This is a genomic window from Mesobacillus subterraneus, assembly GCF_023715485.1.
GTDB classification, from domain to species: Bacteria; Bacillota; Bacilli; order Bacillales; family Cytobacillaceae; genus Mesobacillus; species Mesobacillus subterraneus_B.
This window is the reverse complement of sequence record NZ_JAMBOF010000013.1, coordinates 46402-68198: the sequence shown is the minus strand read 5'-3', so window position 1 is coordinate 68198 and position 21797 is coordinate 46402. Positions and strand designations below refer to the sequence as shown.

Below are 21797 nucleotides of genomic sequence, written 5' to 3'. Positions count from 1 at the left end.
TCCTTATTAAACAAACGAAGCAGGTTAGCTTAAGAAGCATATCAATTATAGAGAGATTTTGCCGGATTTAGGAGGAATCATAATGGATTGGTCACAATGGTTACATGGCGGATCTTTTCTTGAAGTTAGCTTCTTATTGGAACTTAAAGAAATGGAAATGAAATCGAAAGCAATCCAGGATATTATAAATAAGTTGCCAAAGCTAACGACTAAGGTTGAAATAATTGACGAAAACGTTGATGAAATTATTGATTTTTTTGATAGAGGCTATCCATATGATGAGGAAGATTCAGAAGCAAATTTTATACATTCATTAAGATTAAGAGTATTCGTTCACTTACCAAGGAAACGAAAAGCGATTTTACAAATTGAAATGGTTTCTTCAAATTCAATTATGGTAAATTTCTGGTTTTATGGGTCTATCTTCGATGCCTTTGAATGGGACCAAATCGGAATAAAAAAAGAGGAAATAAAAGACTTTACTAATTTCCTTATCGAGTTGTATTTCCTTTATGAGTTTAGGATTGGTGCAATTGCAATCGAAGAAGATGTTCTTGAGTTATTCGGATGCGGGGAAACATATCCTAACGAATGTTATTGTTACGAGAATGTGAATCCGGACTGTTTCCTTCAAGAAGCATCTCGGTTTATAAATATTATATGGGATGAAAAGTGTGAGGAATTAAGCCGAATTCCATATAATCATAAAAGGCTTCATAAAGAAGGGATCCTTATTGAAACGGGGAGTTTTGACTTAGAATCTTAAATACCCAGGTGTATACCCAGGATGAAATAGGCACCTTTGTTGAAATCCTTATTAAGCCAAGGAAGCAGAAGAGTTCAAGAAAACATATGGTAGATGAAATCAGAAGGAAAGGTTGATTAAATGAATAACCTAAAGTTTTTTGCTTATCAAGTCTTACTATCTTTTATGGGAATTGCGAATGACATTCTTTTTAGAGAATTTATATATAAGCTAGAGTTCACTTATAATAGATTAATTCCAGTTTTAATTGAGACATCAATAAATTTGGCTTTACTGTTTTTTGTCTTTAAATTATATTTTGCTTTAAAAACAACTAAATTACGATACAAGGTATTATTACATATAGCTGCTTTTATTGTAGGGGCGATATTTGTAGGATTGGCGTTTAGTGGTTTTATGGAGGCGTAAATATATTAAATTGGTTATTTCTTATTCAACAAACAGGATTAATGATTTCAAACCGGATTCCTCACTTTTTATTCAATATGTTATTGAACAAACGAAGCAGGATAGTTCAAGAACAAGAGGATTATTTTAAATGAAAAGGTGATGTCTTTGAGAGCTAATTATGGAATAGTTTCAATTTTTATTGATAGCTTAGGTAATCTATATATTATCCCAAACAGCCCTTCCAAGAAATATGAAGGCTCTTTGTCTCAAGTTGAGAAAGTTTTCAAATTGGCAGCTCCATATACCTATGAAGAATTGGAGCAAAAGGTGAACGTGGCTCTCGATTTATTTGGCGTAATAAAACCTGATGATGAGAGTAAAGAGTCGGTTATCGAAAAGGTAATGGGATTAAAAGGATATTCAAAAGCCACAAAAACTTTGAAGTATATATCCATATATTGGGATTTTGAAAAAGGTTATTCAGTCGAACCTTTCCAAAAAGAGAAACGGGGCTATACCATACTGGAGGATAAAATTATCGATGTAGTTAGAGATTACAAGCCAGGTCAGTTGGCAGAATCTATTCTACAAGCAGTAGGTTATGCAAGTTTATAAATTCCTACAAGATTGAGCCCTTACGCCCTTTTTTTAAGGTCTTTTTGAACAAACGAAGCAGGATGATTAAAAAAAGGATTTTTATGGTAGTGTATAATTCCTCCTTATGTTACAATTAGTGTAATATTACACTAAGGGTGATTCTTGTGAAGAAAAAAGTGTTTGTTGGGATTACTGCAATTGTCCTTTTTTTAGTCTGTTTTATTGTTTGGTATGTGAATTTTCCTGGTTATAAGAATATCGCAGAAGATAGAATTGATACATATATGGAAGCTCAGAAAGTAGATTTGGAGCAAGGATACCAAAAAAGGTCATCAAGGGACTTTAAAACAGGAAGATGGATGATTGTTTATAAATTTGCTGAGGAACCAAATCTGATATATGAATACGAGTACGATAGAAATACTAATAGTGTTTTGCTTATCGTATTTGAATCACCCACTATGAATGGTGGGAGTTCAATTGAAAAAGGTATGCATTATCCAAGTCTAGAGGATGGCTGGTCTAAATTCGATTCTAAAGGGAATTTGATTTTAAAATCTGACTGATGAGTTTACTATCTAATTTACTACTGTGCTTTCAGAAATAAGGACCTTAATTGGGTCCTTGTTTCATTTAGCGGAGCTTATTTTATAAGCTGGATTGTGAATCAATGCACTTAAACTAAAGGGTGCTTATGTTGAATAAGATTGTTTATATTTCAGATGCGAAAACACAATAAATCAGAAAAATGGCGTGTCAAAACTGATGTCAGTTAACACGCCATTTTCATTATCATTTATAGGGTATTGCACTCTAAAACGCAACGGTTTATGGAGAGGGTACAGGGGTTCTAATTACTGAATTGCACCATGGGGTAAAACGGCATGGACTCCTTTGACCCCATTTACGACCTGGGTGATTCTCAGATCGACTACAACACTTGCAAGCGCAAGAGCTTCTGCTCGTTCAATCTGATGAAGCTCGGTGATCAATTCAACCATTTCGTCAAGTGCCTGAGCAGCTGCTTGATTTAAATCTTCATTAAATCCGAATGTAATCCATCCAGCTGGTGTCTTTGCTCTCGGCATAGTTAGCTTAATATCGTCTCTCACAGTCAAAGTAATATCGACTAGATCCATCGGGCATTCGATTGCCGTGCCGGAAACTTCGCCGTCCCCTTGTGCAGCGTGACCATCGCCAATTGAGAACAAAGCACCATCAACAGAAATTGGCAGGTACAACGTGCTGCCTTTTTCTAGTTCTTTGCAGTCAATATTCCCGCCGCAATAGCGGGGAGGGGATGTATGGTGCACGCCTGGTTCTGCTGGTGCAACTCCCATCAAACCGATGAATGGATTAAGCGCAACATTCACCTGGCGGGAGCTGACTTCAGTCTTAGCAGCCATTGTATCGCGATCTAATTCCCAGTCAAACCGAATCCTCTCAGATCCCGTCAAACCGACTGCATCATTTTGCCAGCTGTTCTTGCCGCCTGCCCAATTTGTTCCATACCAGCCTGGAATGACGTCATTCATTTTTACTTCAAGAACCATACCAGCTTTTGCCCCGTTTACTTCAATCGGTCCAATCATTGGGTGGAGAGGAGTCTCTTCTTTTACCGCAGACTTAAAAAATTGTCTCTCTATGCCTTTTGATTCCGAATATCCCCATTCAATGTCGGGTGTTTGCATGCGAATGCTGTCCCCAGAATTCACTGTGAGGATAGGCTTATATTCATTACTAAAAGAACCGTGCAGGTTTTCCGACTTCAATTCAAGTTTATGGATCATGGCTGCAACTCCTTATGCGATTTCATTTTTCACTATATTCCTGGTTTGCTTCTTTTTAAAAAGCCGCGGGTTTGTTCCAATATAAACACCGGATAGCACGAGGGCTGCTCCGATTGCTTGAGCCGCTGTGAAATCTTCTCCCAAAAACAAAGTAGCCATTATAACTGCAGATACAGGCATCACATTGATGAAAATCGATGCCTTAGCGGCGCCAACTTCTTTGATTCCGTTGTAGTACATGACGAACGATACAACCGTAACCAAAACGCTCATATGGATGATCGCAATCCAGGTTGTACCTGTTGCCTGCTGGACGTCCTGCCATGATGTTTCTGCGAGTGCAAACGGCAGCAGGAAGAGTGTGCCGAAAGCGACGGCATAGGTGGTAGACTCAACCGAGCTGAACTTTTTCAACACCACTTTACCAACGACACTGTATAACGCCCAGCTTACGACTGCGCCCATAAGCACAAAATCGATCGGTTCGAACCCAAGCTCGAACAAGTTTAGCAGATGTCCATCAGTTATGATGAAAAATGCTCCAGATAGTGCGATGGCCAATCCAATGACGTTGTTGCGTGTAATTGTTTCCTTTAAAAACAAAGCCGACAAAAGCACGATCAACACCGGGTTAGAGGCGATGAACAGCGAGCTTTTGATGACCGGCGCATGCTTGCTGGCCAGGAAAAAGAAGATATTGTAAAAGGCGATACCGGTCAGGCCAAGAACTGCAAATAAGCCATAATCCTTTAAGTTTGGTTTTTGACGTTTTTTCTCCATCACAAACATGAGAGGAACCAGCAGAATCACTGCCCCAAAAAACCTAAAAAAAGCGACCGTTGCCGGATCAAAGCTTTCAACCGCAATTTTCCCTGCGATAAACGCACTGCCCCATGTTGCCGTAGCGAAGGTCAACATTCCATATGTAATCCATAACTTTTTGTTCATTGTATTCCCTTCATTCTTTTAAATTATATAAATAGTATTGTAGCATCTTTTTCGATAAGCGAAATAGTTTTTTGAAAATACGTTTAAAAAGAATTTCCGCCTAGAAAATGTACCAATAACTGGAACTTAATGATAAAATAACATCATGAGGAGGGAGTATATGTCAGGTTTCAAATTCATAATGCTTTTTATCGTAATCATACTAATAATTGCCGCATCCAAGTTCATTTTAAGGAAAGTTTTTAATATTAATAAAGTGAAAAAGAAGGCTTTTTCCTATCATCATATTAATAGCACCCATCGGAAAGTAGATTGGGCGGTCCGGCTTACTGCATTAGCCGTTTATTTGATCTTAATGTATCAATTATTCTACCATGACTTATCTATTAATCTTTTTTTATTCTTCATGACGTTGATATTTACATCCGAAAACTTTGTGCGCGCATACTTTGAATGGAAATTTTCTGCAGATCCCAAGCAATCGATCCTGTCAATTGCGGAAGGAGTCATCCTCATTACGATAGTGTTGGGGATCATTCAGTTTGATGTTTTGAATTTATTAGTACAATGAGCGGTTGGACAGAATCTATACTTTTAGTGAACTTGATCTTCCACAAGAGACGCGAGTGAGTGGAGGTTGAATAATAGAAGAGTAGGAGTTGGAAGTCCATTATGCTGAAGTACAAAAGATTTTTGATTGCTGCCATTATTTTTTTCTTTCTCTCGATTGCACTCAACTTTCCATTCCCTCATGAATATCCTATTGGTCAGGAAATATCGTCAGCATTAAATTTTCCAATCAGAACTATGAATGGAGTTAGCTATATTGGTGTCACAGGCTTGATTTTGTTTGTCATCAGTTTGTATTTCCTGGTAAAATCGCTTGAAAAATTCCATCTCCGTATGGTCTTAATCGCCATATTTTTGGTGGTATTCCTGCCGATGGAACTAGTAAGTGCTTACCAAAAAACGCTTGCGACAGGTATTAACGCTATCGAGTACGAGAGAAGGGGAAGTTCGTGCCGGTACGAGATGAAAGGTGAAAAAAAACTATACGCTACATGCCAATTCCCGTTTAAGAATCACAGCAACCAAACCGTCCACTTCAACATCGAATTCTATGAAAAATACCTATTCGAAGATGAAACTCCACTTCTCTCCTTATTGAACCAAGGCGGCCCATACGAAGTAATCATGCATGAAAAAGAAAGAGAAATAGTCACGATTGAAACTGATATAGATCTATCCAAATTAGGAGTAGATTCAATGAGTGGAGAGTCCTGGGGGATTAACTTGAAAATCGTTGATGGGGATAAAGTTAGGAAGCTGTGAAATAAAAAGTTTGAAGCACACATTGAATTAATGAATGTGTGCTTTTTTATTATGCAAAAAAAGAATGAAATTGTCGTTTGCTGGCACGCCTTTAAACTATAGAATCAAGGCTAAGGTAAAAAGCTGCAACAGAAATTCAACCTCTATTTACATTAATATCGAGAGGACCCACAAAAAAATTATTGGGATTTTGTTTTTCCAAAAACTTTTGTTTTGTGATAGAAAAACTTAATTAATAATAACAATTTAATTAAGAAGATATTGATCTCATCGGAACCAAGGAATATCAAAAGTATTTTAAGATAATTCGAAGTTTATTCATTACCAATGATAATTTTATATGACAATAGTTTTATATTTTAAATATTAAAAATATTCTAAAAATAAACTTTACAATCTTTTTAGCCTGTTATATAGTTTTACCAATATCCAGGACAAAGCGAAGGGGTGGTATTTTGATTCAAAGTGTTAACAGTTTACAATCGACATTTTTTACAGAAAAAGTTGTTCTGGTTACTGGTGCAGCGCATGGAATTGGCAAAGGAATCTGCGAAGCATTTCTCAGGCACGGAGCAACAGTAATTGGTACAGACATATTGGATCAAGAACTTGCGGAAGTGAAAACGGAACTTAATGAGTGGCTTGACATGAATAAAAAATCTAACCGTTTTGATACATATACATGCGATATCACAGAAGTGGAAAGTGTGAAACAGTTAGTGGATTACACAATCCAAAAATTTAACAAGATCGATATATTGGTTAACAATGCTGGAGGTGTATGTGGACAAATCCATCAACCAGTAGAAGAAGTAACCCCTGATCAATGGAGAAAGATATTTGCTGTTAATCTGGATGCCGCTTTTTATACAACAAAGGAAGTTGCTCCTTACATGAAAAAGCAGAATTATGGACGGATCATTAATATCTCAAGTGGAGCAGGGCGCAGCACAAGTCTGACTGGAATCCAGGCATATGCCAGTGCTAAGGCTGGACAGATTGGTTTCACAAGGCAAATGGCTCAAGAACTTGGTCCCTATGGAATAACGGTCAATAACGTAGCGCCTGGATTTGTGATATCGAATCCGTCAACAAAGAAGCAGTGGGAAAGAATGACGATGGAGGAGCAAGCAAATCTGGTCAAATCCATCTCGGTTAAGCGACTCGGAGAACCTGAAGATATTGCTCATCCAGTTCTGTTTTTTGCCTCAGACTTTGCAAGCTATGTGAGCGGCCAAACCATTTCTGCGGATGGCGGACAACAACTTTTTTAGGAGGAGTCTAATGGAAATTACAGTGATTGGTGCAGGCGCGATTGGCGGTGTACTAGGAGCTCATCTTGTGAGAGCGGGCAACAAAGTAACCTTTTGCGATAAAGATCAGGAACATGTGCATGCCATGAATAGCCGCGGTCTTAGAATTGAGGGCCCTGATGAAACCTTTACCGTTGAATGTGACGCTTATACACCGGAACAGCTAGTTAAAAAAAAGCCAGCTCTGGATGCGGTGTTCCTAAGTGTTAAGGCACAGCATACAAAAGAAGCACTGAAGCCATTTTTACATCTTATTGAGGAAGAAACCAAAGTAGTATCTTTCCAAAATGGGCTTTGCGAAAACGAGATTGCCAGTCTGATAGGAAGAGATAAAACGATTGGCTGCTTTGTTAATTTTTCCGCGGACTACTTGGAGCCGGGCAGGATTCTTTATGGCGGAGTCGCAGCACTCTATCTGGGGGAGTTGGATGGGCAAATCAGTCAGCGGGTTAAGGATTTGCAGAAAATCCTCCAATGCTGGGGGCCAGCTCAGGTTACTGATAACATTTGGGGCTACTTGTGGGGGAAGATGTCATACGCTGGACTTTTATACGCTACGGCATTAGTTGATGAAACAATGGCAGCTGTTGTCAGAAAAATGGAACTTAGGGAAACACTGATGGAACTTTGCTCAGAAATACTGGAGGTTGCGGATAAGGAAGGTGTTAAGCCAATCGGTTTTGATGATTGGGTCCCTGAGCTTGTATACCCTAGAGTGACGCGTAATCAGTCAATTCTCGATCAGCAGCTGGAAAAGCTCGCACAAAGAATGGCGGCAAACAAGAAAACTAAAAGCGGCATTTGGAGAGACTTGGCTGTCAGAAAAAGAAAGACAGAAATTGATTCGCAATTGGTCCCCATTTTAGAAATAGGAGCTCACCATCGTATTCCAATGCCACTGACAGGATTGCTCGTGTCTCTCATCAAAGAGATTGAAACCGGTACGATTCAAATGGATTGGGATCACTTATATAAATTAAAAGAACAGTATGAAAGCGGAGAAAAATATGCATTTAAACCATGAAAATCTTTCCGATCATGTAGCTAAAATCATCAGGAAAATGATACTGAATGGGTCATTGAAGCCTGGCGAAAAAGTGAACCAAGCCCAGCTTGCAGAAAGTCTTAATATATCACGCGGGCCGATAAGAGAGGCTCTGATGTTACTGCAAAATGAAGGGTTGATCAAACATGAAACTAATAAGGGAACACATGTTACGACACTTTCTTCTCAGGATGCATATGAGATTTATACTCTCAGGGCTCTGCTGGAAGCAAAGGCAGCAAGCCTTGCAATCCCTCATTTAATAGATAAAGATTTTAGCAGGCTGGAATCGTTATTGGAAGAGTTCCAGCATGCTATGGATGAGAAGGACTTAGAAACAGAGGCAAAGTGTGATATAGATTTTCATAGCGTGATTGTCAGTGCTTCTAGGCATAAAAGATTGATCCACATGCATCAGCAGTTGGATACCCAGGTTGGGGCCATGTTTTTGACAGTTGCTAACAAGCTTCCTGCGAGAGCAGCGCTTGTTGTAGAAAACCATAGAAAACTGCTTGATGCTTTGAAGTCAAAGGACACAGATAGAGTCAGCAGGGAGTTTTCCGATCATTATGTTCACGCACTGAATGAACTAAAAGAGGTCAAGGGCCTTCTGACTATATAAGGGTGGTGTTTTTATGTTGCTTGAACTGAATGATGTATCACTATCTCTTAAGAGAGATGGGAAATACGTGAAAATTTTAGATGAGATCTCTCTCCAGGTAAATAAAGGCGAGACAGTAGGTATTGTCGGTGAGTCAGGCTGCGGCAAAAGCATGACCGCACTATCGGTAATGCGCCTTTTACCTGAAAAAGCAAAGCTTGAGGGTGTTATCAATCTCGATCATGAAGATGTAACCTCCTACTCTAAAAGAAAAATGGAGAAAATTAGAGGCAATAAAATGGCGATGATTTTCCAGGATCCGTTGACGTCATTGAATCCTCTTCATACTGTGGGAAGGCAAATTGAAGAGACGCTTATTCTTCATACAGATTTAAATAAGGAGCAGCGGAAACAGCGGGTCATAGAGCTTTTGAATGAAGTTGGGTTACCGAGAGCAGAGGAAATAGCTTCGGAATATCCACATCAATTATCTGGCGGGATGAGGCAGAGAATCATGATTGCTGTTGCCATGGCATGCAACCCGAGTCTATTGATTTGTGATGAACCAACAACTGCCTTGGATGTAACCGTTCAAGCACAAATCCTCGATTTAATGAACCACCTTAAAGAGGTTAACGAGATGGGGATTATCATGATCACCCATGATCTCGGTGTAGTTGCTGAGGTATGTGACCGTGTTGTTGTTATGTATGCTGGCAAAATTGTAGAGCAGGCCAATGTTAAGGAGTTATTTCTTAATCCTAAGCACCCTTATACAAAAGGCCTTCTTGAATCCATTCCGAAATTAGGAGTTAAAAAAGCAAAGCTTGGATCCATTCCTGGAATGGTTCCATCACCAGATAAAATGCCACAGGGCTGCCGCTTCTTTGATCGCTGCAGTTCCGCAATGGAAATTTGTAAAGGTAAAACTCCTCCAATGAGCAGTGTAGGAGAAGATCATACAGCAGCTTGCTGGCTATACGAAGAAAAGGGGGGAGAAATGAATGGCTCTTCTGGAAGTGAAGGACTTGAAGCAACACTTCACAATTAAAAAGGGATTCCTGGGTGAAAAGAAAAAAGTAAAAGCAGTGGATGGAGTAAGCTTTCATATTGAGCAAGGGGAAACGTTAGGGATTGTTGGTGAATCTGGCTGTGGAAAGTCAAGTTTGGGCCGTACAATCCTCAAGTTAATAAAGCCAACTTCCGGAGATATCTTTTTCGGTGGAAAAAATATTACCCATCTTCCGAGGAAGGAAATGAAGGAATTGCGGAAGGATATGCAAATTGTCTTCCAAGACCCTTATGCTTCCTTAAACCCCAGGAGTACAGTTCGTACGATCCTTGAAACCCCGCTGATCGTTCATGGTGCAGGAAACAGACAGGAAAGGATGAAAGTTGTTGAAGGCCTGATTGATAAAATCGGCATTCGCAAAGACCAGCTTGACCGATATCCGCACGAATTTTCAGGGGGACAGAGGCAAAGGATCGGGATAGCCCGCGCCCTCACATTGAATCCGAAATTGATCATAGCTGATGAACCAGTATCAGCGCTTGATGTATCGGTTCAGTCCCAGGTTCTGAATCTTATGGTGGATTTGCAGAAGGAATTTAACTTGAGTTATATGTTCATCTCTCATGATCTTTCGGTAGTACAGCATATTTCCGACAGGGTAGCTGTAATGTATTTAGGAAAAATAGTTGAGATCGCTGATGTTGATGAATTGTACAGGAACCCGCTGCACCCTTATACAAAGGCACTGTTAACAGCCGTACCGCTTCCGGATCCTACAAAAAAGCGAGATAGAATTATTCTGCAGGGAGATCTTCCAAGCCCGATCAACCCTCCTACAGGCTGTGCATTCCATACACGGTGCCCGGCAGCTACTCCTGAATGTAAAATGGAAACACCTGAGCTCAGGGAAAAAGCGATGGGACACTGGGCGTCATGTATTCATGTACACCCTGAGCAGAGTACGAAAACAAAGATCCATATTTCTTAACCTAAAAGGAGGCGGGATCGGTGGACGCACTTCGTTACACGGTAAAAAGGATTTTCCTCATGATACCGATTTTGATTGGAATAAGCATTTTGACTTTCTTTATCTCGAATACCATTCCTGGTGATCCAGCTCGATTAGCTGCAGGTCCATACGCAGATGCGAAGGTAATCGAAGAGTTGCAGGAAAAAATGGGCCTGAATGATCCTGTTTATGTGCAGTATGCCAATTACATGAAAAATTTACTTCAAGGGGATCTTGGAAACAGTAATTATTCTCATCAGCCCGTAATGGAGGATATCAAACAATATTTTCCGGCAACTTTAGAATTAACTTTTTTCTCGATGTTTATCACGATTTTAATAGGTATACCTTTAGGTGTCATAAGTGCGAGCAAGAAGGATAAAGCAGCTGATCAATTTGCTAGGGTCATGGCACTCGTAGGGGTGGCCATGCCGGCCTTCTGGCTGGGAATCATCTTTCTATTATTCTTCTATTTAAAGCTTGGGGTTTTACCTGGTTCAGGACGGTTAGATACAGGGCTCACTCCTCCAGAGACAATCACTGGAATGTACACAATTGATGCGATTCTGACAGGAAATTGGACGGTCTTTAAATCAGCGGTGATCCATTTAATCCTCCCTGGGATTACGCAAGCTGCCGTAACAATCGGGATGATTACAAGAATGACGAGATCATCCATGCTTGAAGTGTTAAGAAGTGACTATATCAGAACGGCCTTTGCAAAAGGTGGATCAGAAAAGCGAGTACTTTACGGCCATGCATTAAGGAATGGGATGATGCCGATTATGACGCTTCTTGGCATGACATTTGGTCATTCTCTAGGTGGAAGTGTCCTCGTTGAGTCGGTGTTTTCGTGGCCAGGACTTGGCAAGTATGCGGTCAATGCCATTACATACCTGGACTTTCCGGCTGTTATGGCCGTCACGATTCTGATCGCCGTTCTCTTCATTCTCGTAAACCTTATCATCGATATACTCTATCAGGTTGTCGATCCTCGACTTAACTATGATTAAAAGGAGGCAATTTAAGTGGTTAGACGGATATTACAAAGTCCTTTAACAGTGTTAGGGATTTTCCTGGTAGCAATGATCATCATTTTAGCCATATTCGCACCATGGCTTGCCCCTAAGGATCCCCTGGAGGTAAATCTGGGACAAAAATTGCTTCCTCCCAGTTCCGAGCATTTGTTCGGGACGGATGAAGTAGGAAGGGATATACTAAGCCGGATTATCTTTGGAACACGGATTTCTTTAAAGATTGGGTTAATGGTCGTTTTGATCTCATTCCCAATCGGCACCATCCTTGGCGCAATAGCAGGTTATGTAGGTGGTATGGTAGACCAGGTAATCATGAGGCTTACTGACATTTTCCTCAGCTTTCCAGGCATCATACTGTCGATGTCCATAGCCGCAGCCCTTGGGCCATCGATTGAAAATGTCCTGCTGGCATTAGCGATAACATGGTGGCCGTGGTACACAAGGATTGTCCGCTCGTCAGTCCTGTCTATCAAGAGCTCGGAGTTTATTGAATCAGCAAGAGCGATCGGAGCCAACCCTTTTAGGATTTTATTTAAGGAAATCATTCCAAACGCGATTGCTCCAGCAAGCATCCAGGCGAGCTTGGATTTAGGGTTCGTCATCCTGGCTGCAGCTGGTCTAAGTTTTATCGGGTTGGGAGCTCAGCCTCCTTCTCCTGAGTGGGGAGCGATGCTATCCTCGAGCAGGGAAATCCTCCGTGATGCCTGGTGGGCCGCCACATTCCCTGGTTTAGCGATCCTCGTGACCGTCTTAGGTTTTAACTTATTGGGTGATGGCATGAGAGATTTACTTGATCCTAAAAATAGGTAATTTGAATTCTTTGAAAGGGGTGATTCCTGCCTTTTAAAGCTTTGCTAGTAATAAAACATCCACTAAAAATCTGGGGGGAAACAAATGAAGAGGAAAAGTATCTTATTTAAAGTGATGACCATGGCCCTGATTCTGTTACTTGCTTTGACTGGATGTAATAAGTACAACCAAGAGACGACGACTACACCGGCAGAGGGTAAGAAAGAAGAAAAGAACGAAACACCAGCAGAACCACAGGGTTCTGGAAATCCAGAAGTCTTCAATTTCGCCACCAACCAGGATATACCTCACCTTGACCCACATGGCACTGCTGCAAATACTTCGTTCCGTGTAACATATATGCTTTATGATCGCCTCGTTACTTATGATGGCACAGATACTGAAGTCAAACCTCAACTGGCTGAAAAGTGGGATGTTTCTGATGATGGTTTGACTTATACTTTCTACTTGAATAAGGAAGCCAAATTCCATGATGGATCTCCAGTAACGGCAGAAGCTGTAAAGTATTCGTTCACTCGTGCAATTGATATTGGAAAATCTGCTGCTGGACAATTTAAAAAGGTTATTTCGAAGGATAGTTTTGAAATTGTGGATGATCACACAATCAAAATTACTCTTGAGAAACCATTTGCTCCATTCATCAAAACGCTTGGAACTGTCTTTGCCAATATCGTCAATCCAAAACTTTCTGAAAATCATGGCGATGATTTAGGTGAAAGTTATCTTGCAGATAAGGGTTACGGTTCTGGACCATATATTCTTGAAAGCTGGGATCGCGGCCAGAAAATGGTTTTAAAAGCGAATGAGAATTACTGGGGAGAAGTACCTAAATTAAAAACAGTCAACGTTATGATTGTTAACGAGCCTTCAACTGCTAGACTCATGCTCGAAAAAGGAGAAGTAGATTTGCTGGATTACTCTATGCTATCTCCTGATGTCATGAAGCAAATGGAAGGCACAGAGGGAATCGATGTCATCACACAACCTGGGTATCAAATTGACGATATCGCGATTAACATGGAGAAGAAACCTCTTGATAATGTGAAGGTCCGACAGGCATTGGCACACGCTGTAAACTACGATTCTATCAATAATGATATTCTTCTTGGAGCTGGTAAGCGTATCGGCGGAATCATTCCTGAAGGTATGTTTGGTTATAACCCCGATGTGAAACAATATGATTTTGACCTTGATAAAGCTAAGGCATTACTTGAAGAGGCAGGACTCGGAGACGGTTTTGAAACAGAAATCCTGATTTCCGAGAATAATGAAGTACGTAAAAATATTGCAGTCATGATGCAATCAGATTTTAAAAAGATTGGTGTTGACCTGAAAATCAAGACATTGGCATGGCCGACATTCCTTGAAACTGTTACTTCAGGCGGCCATCAGTTAGCACTGGCAGCATGGACACCAGATTATGCTGACCCAGATTACAACCTTTGGTACTTTGCTCATTCTACTAGTAAGGGCCCAGGCTTTAACCTTGCATTCTATGAAAACAGCAAAGTCGATCAGCTATTGGAAGAAGGCAGAAAGACCGTCGATGAAGGCAGACGTGAGGAAATCTACAAGGAAATCCAGGCAGTCATGAGTGAAGAAGTTCCATACATCTTCCCTGCACAGCGTCTTGTCCAGGCTACTCAAAGATCTTGGGTAAAAGGTTATGAAATCAATCCAATGAACACATGGTATGTTCCGTTCCAGAAGATGACGAAAGAATAATTCCAGTAAAACGACCGCAGGACTTTATTGTATGCGGTCGTTTTATTCAATCAAATTCAGGAGGAAAAGCCATGTGGAAGTATTGGATTCTGGAGGCTGGCGAGGTCGATTGCTTCCTGGTAACAGCACAGGTAAATAGGATTGATCCTTTACTGGCAAAAGGTGATGAATGATGAAAAAGTGTTCCGATTTATCGATTTTGGAAGTGGCTGAGTTATACAGACGAAAGGAATTGTCGCCTGTTGAACTAGTCAGAAGCACCTTCGAAAGGCTTAAAGAAGTTGACTCAAAACTTAACAGTTTTATTACGGTAATGGAATCAGAAGCCAAGCAAGCAGCGAAAGAGGCTGAGGATGCTTTTTTAAGAAATGAAGTGAAGCATGTTTTATACGGCATTCCATACAGCGTAAAGGATCTTTATTATACACAAGGAGTCAGGACGACGTGCGGGTCCAAGATCCTTAAGGGGTATATCCCTGACACCACTGCTCCATTGGTATCACGGCTGAAGAATTGCGGAGCCATTCTCATTGGTAAAACGAATATGCTGGAGTTTGCTTATGGAATTGTTCACCCGGAGTATGGGCAGACAAACAATCCCTGGGATCTGACAAAGACTGCTGGAGGATCTAGCGGCGGTTCTGCTGCATCGGTCGCTGCCGGGATTGGGTTGTTTTCTCTTGGTTCAGATACGGGAGGATCTATAAGAATTCCCGCTTCTTATTGTGGGATTGCAGGGCTTAAACCGACATATGGCTTGCTTTCACTCGAAGGTCTATTTCCATTATCGCCCTCACTCGATCATGCCGGTCCCTTGGCTAAAAGTTCGAAAGATTTAATGGTTGTGATGGAAGCACTTGTGCCGGGTTTTCACTCTGCAAAAATTCCCAAAAATGAAAATGTGATTATCGGAGTCCTTCCAGCTGACAAAGTCTCAGATGTAAACGAAGAGGTAGCAAGAATTTATAAAGAGGCATTAGAACATGTAAAGAAACTAGAATGGACTGTACATGAAATCGAGTTGAAGTACTTTGATATTACAGAAGAGATCGTTATGAATGTGCTTTTACCGGAAGCGGCTTCAATTCATGAAAAATGGATTTCCAGGAAAGAAGAGTATGCTCCTTTAACATATAAACAGATTGAGGCTGGTTTGGTTCATCGATCTCTTGATTACTTGAAAGCGAAAAATGAATTAGTGAGTGCGAGAAAGGATGTGGACGGAGTATTGGAAGACGTGGATTTTCTGCTCATGCCTACTGTTCCTTATCCTGCACCTGAAGAGGATCCAGCCCTTAAGGATGATAACGAAATGAAATTTACCGGGTTATTCAATGTTACTGGACATCCAGCTATAACGGTTAACGGAGGGTTTACAAAGAATAAGCTTCCGGTTGGACTACAACTTGTCGGAAGACGTTTCGAGGACAAAGGAATGATTGAAGCAGCGGTCAATTTAGAAAAGCTGCTATCCAAATCAATGAAAGGAATTCAGTTGAATGTCTGATATTTTAAATTACCTTAAAGAGCACAGTAACTACATCACAGACACTTTGCTTAGGTTAACAAAAGCTGAATCTCCGTCCCATACAAAAGCACTTGTAGATAAGTGCGGTGATGTACTCCGGGAAGAATTCGATAGATTAGTTGGCGGTTCCGTCGAAATGATTGAGAAACAGGAAGTTGGCAACCAATACAAATTTACATATGGAGCAGGGGACGAAGAAGGTCAGATTTTAGTAATCGGCCATATGGACACGGTTTGGGATGTGGGGGTTCTTCCAATAAAGCAGGATGGAAACCTTCTCTATGGTCCTGGGGTTTTTGATATGAAAGGCGGCCTTTCAATAACACTATGGGCATTAAAGGCGTTGCAAGAAACTGGTGCAGAGTTGAACAAGAAAATTACATTCCTGGTAACGACTGATGAAGAAATAGGCAGTGGCCATTCGAAGGAGATTATTCTCAAGGAAGCTGCAAAAAGCTCAGTCGTATTTGTTCCGGAATCAAGTATCGGACCGGATGGTGCTGTAAAAACCGAAAGAAAAGGAGCAGCTCAGTTCCTTATGAAAGTTCAAGGAATTGCAGCACATGCTGGTATAAATGCCTGGGATGGTGCCAGTGCAATCGAAGAGCTGGCTCATCAAATCCTAGATTTGAAAAAGCTTGAAAACCGTGATGAAGGGATTTCGGTGAATGTCGGGGTAGTGAAAGGCGGTACCCGAGGGAATGTCATTGCCAAGGAAGCGTTAGCAGAAATTGATGTTCGCATCACCAAAAAAGCACAGGCAGAAAAGATTACAGAAGCAATCTTAAACAGGCCTGTTTTTGTAAAAGGAACATTGGTCGAGGTTATTGGAGAAATCGATCGATACCCTCTTGAACGGACGGAGGCAGTTATTGAATTGTATGACGAGTTGAAGGGAATCGCCGCATCACACGGATATGATTTAAATGAAGGATCTTCAGGCGGAGCGAGCGACGGCAACTTCACCTCAGGGATGGGCATTCCGACAATCGATGGACTGGGGCCGCTTGGTGATGGAGCCCACACTGAGAAGGAGCATGTTGATTTATCTAATCTCCCATACAGGGCCGCACTTATTGCTGAAATTATCCAGAGATACGCCAATAAATAAAGGGGGTTTGGCATTATGTACATGATGGATTTAACTGCCTCAAAATTCAAGGAAATTAAATCTTCCGTAGACACTGTATTGCTGCCAATTGGAATGATTGAAATGCATGGACCTCACTGTTCGCTCGGAACGGATGTATGGATTCCGCGTGAGTTTGTTCGCCGGCTTGACCAGAGGATTGGCGACAAAGTATTGATGGCTCCGGAAGTTGCTTACGGTCATTCATGGGGGCTTGCCCCATTTGAAGGAACGATTGATATTTCTGCTGAGGCCTTTTCTCAATATGTCTATGAAATCGGGAAGGAGTTTCACCGGAATGGTTTTGAACAAATTGTCTTGTTCAACGGGCACGGAGGCAATATTCCAAGCTTAACGACTGTTGCCGAAAAGCTTGCTGACCTAGGGATGAAGGTTTTAACCATCAATTGGTGGGTGGATTACCGTGAACAAATTTTTGAAATCACAAAAGGACCTGGCCATGGTGGTGAAGATGAGACTTCGTTAGTTCTTGCTATTGATGAGAAGCTTGCTGATCCTAGTCTTGCTGGTGATCATCAGGTAAATGTGAATCCGAAAATCAAGTACGAAAAATCAGGCAAGGTGTTATTTAAGGATGGCTATCTAGGCAATGCAGGAGCAGCAACAGCCGAAAAAGGCGAAAGATTATATGAAATGATGCTGGAACTAGTTTTATCCGATATTGAAGATCTATGGAGGGTTGCATATGAATCAGTCAATTAAGGAGGAGAAGCAGATGTTGAGATGGACTGATGAACCAGTTGGGGAAAAAATCGTTGATATCGTTGTCAGTTTGAATGAACAGGCTCAAAATTTACACAGCCAGGAGGTTGCCACGGCAAGTTACAGTCATGTGAAGCCCACACTTTCCGGCTTTGATGAGATTGGTGACTCCTTGGATGTAGTAGAAAATGCACTCAAAACGACATCAGGACATGAAGGAGAATATATGAGAGCAATGGCGAACGGGTTTCGTTATTTTGCTCGAAGCATGCAGGGTGACAATGTTCCATATGAAGAACTGATTGCGAACATACAGGAGTTGCCATCCACCTTGATAACTGACCAACAGCTAGAACATGCTAGGGAGCTGGTTGAAAAAGGGCTGTCAGACTTTGGGTACAAAGGAAGTTTATTTGAAAAAGCTACTGCTTGGCGTTCTGATACATTGATTGATCCTGAACAGGTGACAACCGTAGCAGAAAACTTCCGTGAAAACAGCAAGCAAGGGACTTTGAAAAGGGTGATCGGACTTCCAGAGGAAGATGGAATCGATTGGATCAAGCCTATCAGGGGTGTGTTTTGGAGCGGGTATTCCAAATATACCGGTAGCTATCGCGGTAACTTAACCTTCAATATTGACCGCCCATGGACAGAACCGATCCTTGCACAAATCATGACGCATGAAGGCTATCCTGGACACCAGGCGTTCTATTGCCGATGGGATTACTTATTCCAGCAGGGAAAGCTTCCACTCGAGGCTTCGTACTACTTAATCAACAGTCCTACCAATGCATTATTTGAAGGTGGACCTGAAACAGCATTGAGCTTCCTCGGCTGGGATGATGTGAAGGAAGAAGCTCCTGGTGTAACGGATGAGCAGAAGCAACAGTACTTGCTCGCAAGGAATTATCTCGATTACCAAAGGATGTTCACCACCAATGCCTGCTATATGTATAACCTCGGCCAGGTATCCAGGGAGGAAGCAATCGATTATTTGATCAACAAAGGCGGAATCACCGAAATCGAAGCAAACAATGCCTTCCGATTCTTCTCAGATCCTATTCAAAAAACTTATTTCCCTTGCTACTATTATGGCCGCTGGATGGTAGGAAACGCCTATAAAGAAACTCCCAAAGAAAAACGAGGTGAGTATTTCTCCATTCTCTATGACACACCACATACAACGAATACTTTTATCAAAGCGATCAGCAAGCTGAACGGAAAAGAATTCGATGCTTTTAACACGTTGAAACAATAAAAATGGAAGGTGAGGCTTTTGGGAGCTTCACCTTCAAAAAAAATTTTGAGTGGAGGTGAATGAATGGAAATAACTGTTATTGGATCGGGTGCAATTGGAGGTGTTCTTGGCGCATATATCGCAAGAGCTGGTATAAAAGTAGTTTTCTGTGATATTGAGCAAGATCATGTAAATCACATCAGGTATAAAGGATTAAGAATAGAGGGTCCAGCAGAAGAATTTGTCCTCAAAGGAGAAGCGTATACCCCAGAAGAATTGATAGCAAGAAACAAGCAGCTTGATTGGGTTTTTATTTGCACGAAGGCCCACCATGCTCAACATGCCTTGGACCAGGTCCACCAATTGATCAACAAAGACACAACAATTGTATCCTTTCAAAACGGTTTAATAGACTTAAAAGTTCCCTTACACAAGAAGGTGTATGAGCCACTATGCTGTTTTGTCAACTTTTCGGCAGATTATCTTGAGCCAGGCCGTATTTTGTATGGTGGGGTATCCTCTGTTGCGATAGGAGAATTTAACGGGACATCTACCGATAGATTAAAAGAGTTGAAAAAGTTATTGGAACATTGGGGACCAGTTAAAGAAACGAATAATATAATGGGTTACTTATGGAGCAAGTTATCCTATGCAGCCTTATTATATGCAACAGCTCTTGTGGATGAAACAATGGCAAATGTTGTTGAGAGGAAAGAATTCAGGCCAGCACTTATTGAGCTTTGTGCTGAAGTACTTGAAGCAGCACATATAAAGAGTGTGAATGTAATTTCTTTTGACGTATGGAAGCCGGGACTAATTTATCCGAGGGACAATCAAAACACAGACTTGCTAAATGAAGAATTTGACCGGATTTCGTTTTGGATGTCAAAGAATAAAAAACAAAAAAGTGGAATATGGCGGGACATTGCCATAAGAAGGCGAAAGACAGAAGTAGATTATGATTTAGTTCCTATATTAGAAATCGGCAGACAGCATAATTTGTCCTTCCCTCTAACTAAATTTGTAATTGAAAGAATAAAAGAGTTAGAGCAAGGGGCCAAGCAAATGTCATGGGATAATCTAATGGATTTGAAAAAGCTATATGAGGATGATGTACTAAGATAATGAAGAGAGGGGTTTGAGGATGAAAAAGAGTCAACCTTTTGTATTATTTATATTGCTGCTTTGTTCAGTCTTATTAATAGCTGGGTGTAATAAATACAATGAAGAGACTACAACAAAATCGAATGATCAAAAAGACAAACCACAAGCTGACACTGCCAGTGAAGTCTTCAATTTTGCAACCAATCAGGATATTCCTCACTTAGATCCTCACGGAACCGGCGCTAATACATCTTTTAGAATAACTTATATGCTCTATGATCGACTTGTTAATTATGATGGTACCACCACAGAAATTTCCCCAATGCTGGCGGAAAAATGGGACATTGAAAACAATGGACTGAGTTATACTTTCCATTTAAGAAAGGACGCAAAGTTTCATGATGGCAGCGCGGTTACTGCAGAAGCGGTTAAATATTCATACTTAAGAGCATTAAAAATAGGTAAATCAGCAGCGGGACAGTTTAAAAAAGTAATTGATGAAGATAGTTTCGAAATTGTCGATGATCATACGATCACTATCAATCTCAAACATCCATATGCTCCATTTCTTAAAACGTTAGGAACTGTTTATGCGAATATAGTCAATCCGAAACTAGCTGAACATGAGGGTGAAGACCTAGGAGAAGAATACCTTGCTGATAAAGAAATGGGATCTGGACCCTATAAACTTGAAAGCTGGGAACGAGGGCAGAAACTTGTCTTAACTGCAAATGAAGAATATTGGGGAGAAAAGCCAACTTTGAAGAAAGTCAATATACTCGTTATTCCAGAAGCATCGACAGCAAGAATCATGCTGGAGAAAGGTGAAGTGGATATGCTGGACACTACCACTATTTCTCCAGCGACTCTGGAAGAAATGGACGGCAAAAATGGAATCAAAGTTCATTCTTCTCCAAGCTACAAACTAGTATTTGGAGACATGAACATGTCGAAAGCTCCATTTGATAATCCTCTTATTAGAAAGGCGTTTGTCCATGCTGTTAACTATGAAGCGATTATAGAAAATATCTATCTTGGGAATGCATTTAGGGTTAACTCGGCAGTTCCTAAGGGTATGTTCGGTTTTGCTAAGGATACTCCTCTATATCCTTATGATTTAGAAAAAGCAAAGCAATTAATCGAAGAGGCTGGTTATAAAGATAAGCTTGAATTTGAAATTTCAATTTCAGAAAATGATGAGGTTTATAAAAATATGGCCGTGACTATCCAATCAGATTTGGCAAAGATTGGTGCAAAAGTAACTATAAAAGAATACGCGTGGCCTACTTATCTAGACTTAATAACTTCAGGAAACCATAATATTTCCTTAGGTGCTTGGACACCTGACTTTGCCGACCCGGATTATAACTTATGGTATTTTGCGCATTCCTCAAGTAAAGGGCCGGGCTTTAACACAGCATTTTATGACAATAAACAAGTTGATCAACTGTTAGAAGAAGCACGTACTACTGTTGATGAAGCAAAACGCGAAAATTTATATGAAGAAGTTCAGAAAATCATGGCAGAAGAAATTCCTTACGCCTTTATAGCACAAACGATGGAAAGCGCGCCTGTAAAAGATTATGTAAAAGGATATGAAATGAATCCAATGAATACATGGTATGTGCCTTTCCATAAAATGTCCAAATAATTATGAGAGGGCAGGTTTTGAAAGATTTAAACCTGCTCCCTTCATTCATA

Annotated in this window: 22 protein-coding genes; 20 read left to right on the top strand and 2 right to left on the bottom strand. The window is 40.7% G+C overall.

Features of this window, described 5'->3' with window-relative positions:
- The first annotated feature begins 82 nt into the window (after positions 1 to 82).
- The 4 genes from M3204_RS17605 to M3204_RS17590 all read left to right on the top strand — a co-directional run bounded on the left by M3204_RS17605 (position 83) and on the right by M3204_RS17590 (position 2319).
- Positions 83 to 766, top strand: a complete 684-nt coding sequence (locus M3204_RS17605; RefSeq protein ID WP_251484948.1) for a hypothetical protein — start codon at positions 83 to 85, stop codon at positions 764 to 766.
- Positions 767 to 886: 120 nt separating this feature from the next.
- Positions 887 to 1174, top strand: a complete 288-nt coding sequence (locus tag M3204_RS17600) for a hypothetical protein (protein WP_251484947.1) — start codon at positions 887 to 889, stop codon at positions 1172 to 1174.
- 147 nt (positions 1175 to 1321) lie between these two features.
- Positions 1322 to 1771: a hypothetical protein gene (locus M3204_RS17595; RefSeq protein WP_251484946.1), complete on the top strand. Its 450-nt coding sequence runs from the start codon at positions 1322 to 1324 to the stop codon at positions 1769 to 1771.
- Positions 1772 to 1917: 146 nt separating this feature from the next.
- Positions 1918 to 2319, top strand: a complete 402-nt coding sequence (locus M3204_RS17590; RefSeq protein ID WP_251484945.1) for a DUF3139 domain-containing protein — start codon at positions 1918 to 1920, stop codon at positions 2317 to 2319.
- Between the two features lie 288 nt (positions 2320 to 2607).
- On the opposite strand, the gene M3204_RS17585 is transcribed toward M3204_RS17590, so the two are convergent.
- Positions 2608 to 3543, bottom strand: coding sequence for an acetamidase/formamidase family protein (locus M3204_RS17585; protein ID WP_251484944.1), 936 nt, complete (start codon positions 3541 to 3543; stop codon positions 2608 to 2610).
- 12 nt (positions 3544 to 3555) lie between these two features.
- Positions 3556 to 4491: a DMT family transporter gene (locus M3204_RS17580; RefSeq protein ID WP_251484943.1), complete on the bottom strand. Its 936-nt coding sequence runs from the start codon at positions 4489 to 4491 to the stop codon at positions 3556 to 3558.
- Between the two features lie 160 nt (positions 4492 to 4651).
- Here M3204_RS17580 and M3204_RS17575 point away from each other — a divergent pair, with 160 nt between their 5' ends.
- From M3204_RS17575 to M3204_RS17500, 16 genes are all read left to right on the top strand, one after another.
- Entirely contained in the window at positions 4652 to 5062 is a 411-nt protein-coding gene (locus M3204_RS17575; protein ID WP_251484941.1) for a DUF4181 domain-containing protein, read from the top strand.
- Positions 5063 to 5163: 101 nt separating this feature from the next.
- Complete coding sequence (locus tag M3204_RS17570; RefSeq protein WP_251484938.1) at positions 5164 to 5823, top strand: hypothetical protein; 660 nt, start codon at positions 5164 to 5166, stop codon at positions 5821 to 5823.
- A 455-nt stretch (positions 5824 to 6278) separates the two neighbouring features.
- The gene (locus tag M3204_RS17565) at positions 6279 to 7097 is read left to right on the top strand and encodes an SDR family NAD(P)-dependent oxidoreductase (RefSeq protein ID WP_251484935.1); all 819 of its coding nucleotides are present in this window, start codon (positions 6279 to 6281) and stop codon (positions 7095 to 7097) included.
- A 10-nt stretch (positions 7098 to 7107) separates the two neighbouring features.
- Positions 7108 to 8160, top strand: coding sequence for a ketopantoate reductase family protein (locus M3204_RS17560; RefSeq protein ID WP_251484932.1), 1053 nt, complete (start codon positions 7108 to 7110; stop codon positions 8158 to 8160).
- Positions 8144 to 8803 carry a GntR family transcriptional regulator gene (locus tag M3204_RS17555; protein ID WP_251484916.1) on the top strand — a complete coding sequence of 220 codons (660 nt, stop codon included), beginning with the start codon at positions 8144 to 8146 and terminating at the stop codon, positions 8801 to 8803. The genes M3204_RS17560 and M3204_RS17555 overlap by 17 nt, the downstream gene beginning before the upstream one ends.
- Positions 8804 to 8816: 13 nt before the next feature.
- Complete coding sequence (locus M3204_RS17550) at positions 8817 to 9833, top strand: ABC transporter ATP-binding protein (protein ID WP_251484913.1); 1017 nt, start codon at positions 8817 to 8819, stop codon at positions 9831 to 9833.
- Positions 9787 to 10782: an ABC transporter ATP-binding protein gene (locus M3204_RS17545; protein ID WP_251484910.1), complete on the top strand. Its 996-nt coding sequence runs from the start codon at positions 9787 to 9789 to the stop codon at positions 10780 to 10782. The genes M3204_RS17550 and M3204_RS17545 overlap by 47 nt, the downstream gene beginning before the upstream one ends.
- 20 nt (positions 10783 to 10802) lie before the next feature.
- Positions 10803 to 11816 (top strand): ABC transporter permease, encoded by a 1014-nt coding sequence (locus tag M3204_RS17540; RefSeq protein ID WP_251484906.1) that lies wholly within the window; start codon positions 10803 to 10805, stop codon positions 11814 to 11816.
- A gap of 15 nt (positions 11817 to 11831) precedes the next feature.
- A complete protein-coding gene (gene nikC / locus M3204_RS17535; RefSeq protein ID WP_251484904.1) occupies positions 11832 to 12650 on the top strand; it encodes a nickel transporter permease in 819 nt (272 codons plus the stop codon).
- Between the two features lie 84 nt (positions 12651 to 12734).
- Positions 12735 to 14375, top strand: coding sequence for an ABC transporter substrate-binding protein (locus tag M3204_RS17530; protein WP_251484902.1), 1641 nt, complete (start codon positions 12735 to 12737; stop codon positions 14373 to 14375).
- 169 nt (positions 14376 to 14544) lie between these two features.
- Positions 14545 to 15882, top strand: a complete 1338-nt coding sequence (locus tag M3204_RS17525; protein WP_251484900.1) for an amidase — start codon at positions 14545 to 14547, stop codon at positions 15880 to 15882.
- Positions 15875 to 17014, top strand: coding sequence for a M20 family metallopeptidase (locus M3204_RS17520; RefSeq protein WP_251484888.1), 1140 nt, complete (start codon positions 15875 to 15877; stop codon positions 17012 to 17014). Before M3204_RS17525 ends, M3204_RS17520 begins: the two co-directional genes overlap by 8 nt.
- Before the next feature lie 15 nt (positions 17015 to 17029).
- A complete protein-coding gene (locus M3204_RS17515) occupies positions 17030 to 17755 on the top strand; it encodes a creatininase family protein (RefSeq protein WP_251484885.1) in 726 nt (241 codons plus the stop codon).
- Complete coding sequence (locus M3204_RS17510) at positions 17739 to 19013, top strand: hypothetical protein (RefSeq protein ID WP_251484882.1); 1275 nt, start codon at positions 17739 to 17741, stop codon at positions 19011 to 19013. The genes M3204_RS17515 and M3204_RS17510 overlap by 17 nt, the downstream gene beginning before the upstream one ends.
- 63 nt (positions 19014 to 19076) lie before the next feature.
- A complete protein-coding gene (locus M3204_RS17505; protein ID WP_251484879.1) occupies positions 19077 to 20117 on the top strand; it encodes a ketopantoate reductase family protein in 1041 nt (346 codons plus the stop codon).
- 19 nt (positions 20118 to 20136) lie between these two features.
- Entirely contained in the window at positions 20137 to 21747 is a 1611-nt protein-coding gene (locus M3204_RS17500) for an ABC transporter substrate-binding protein (RefSeq protein WP_251484859.1), read from the top strand.
- Positions 21748 to 21797: the final 50 nt, after the last annotated feature.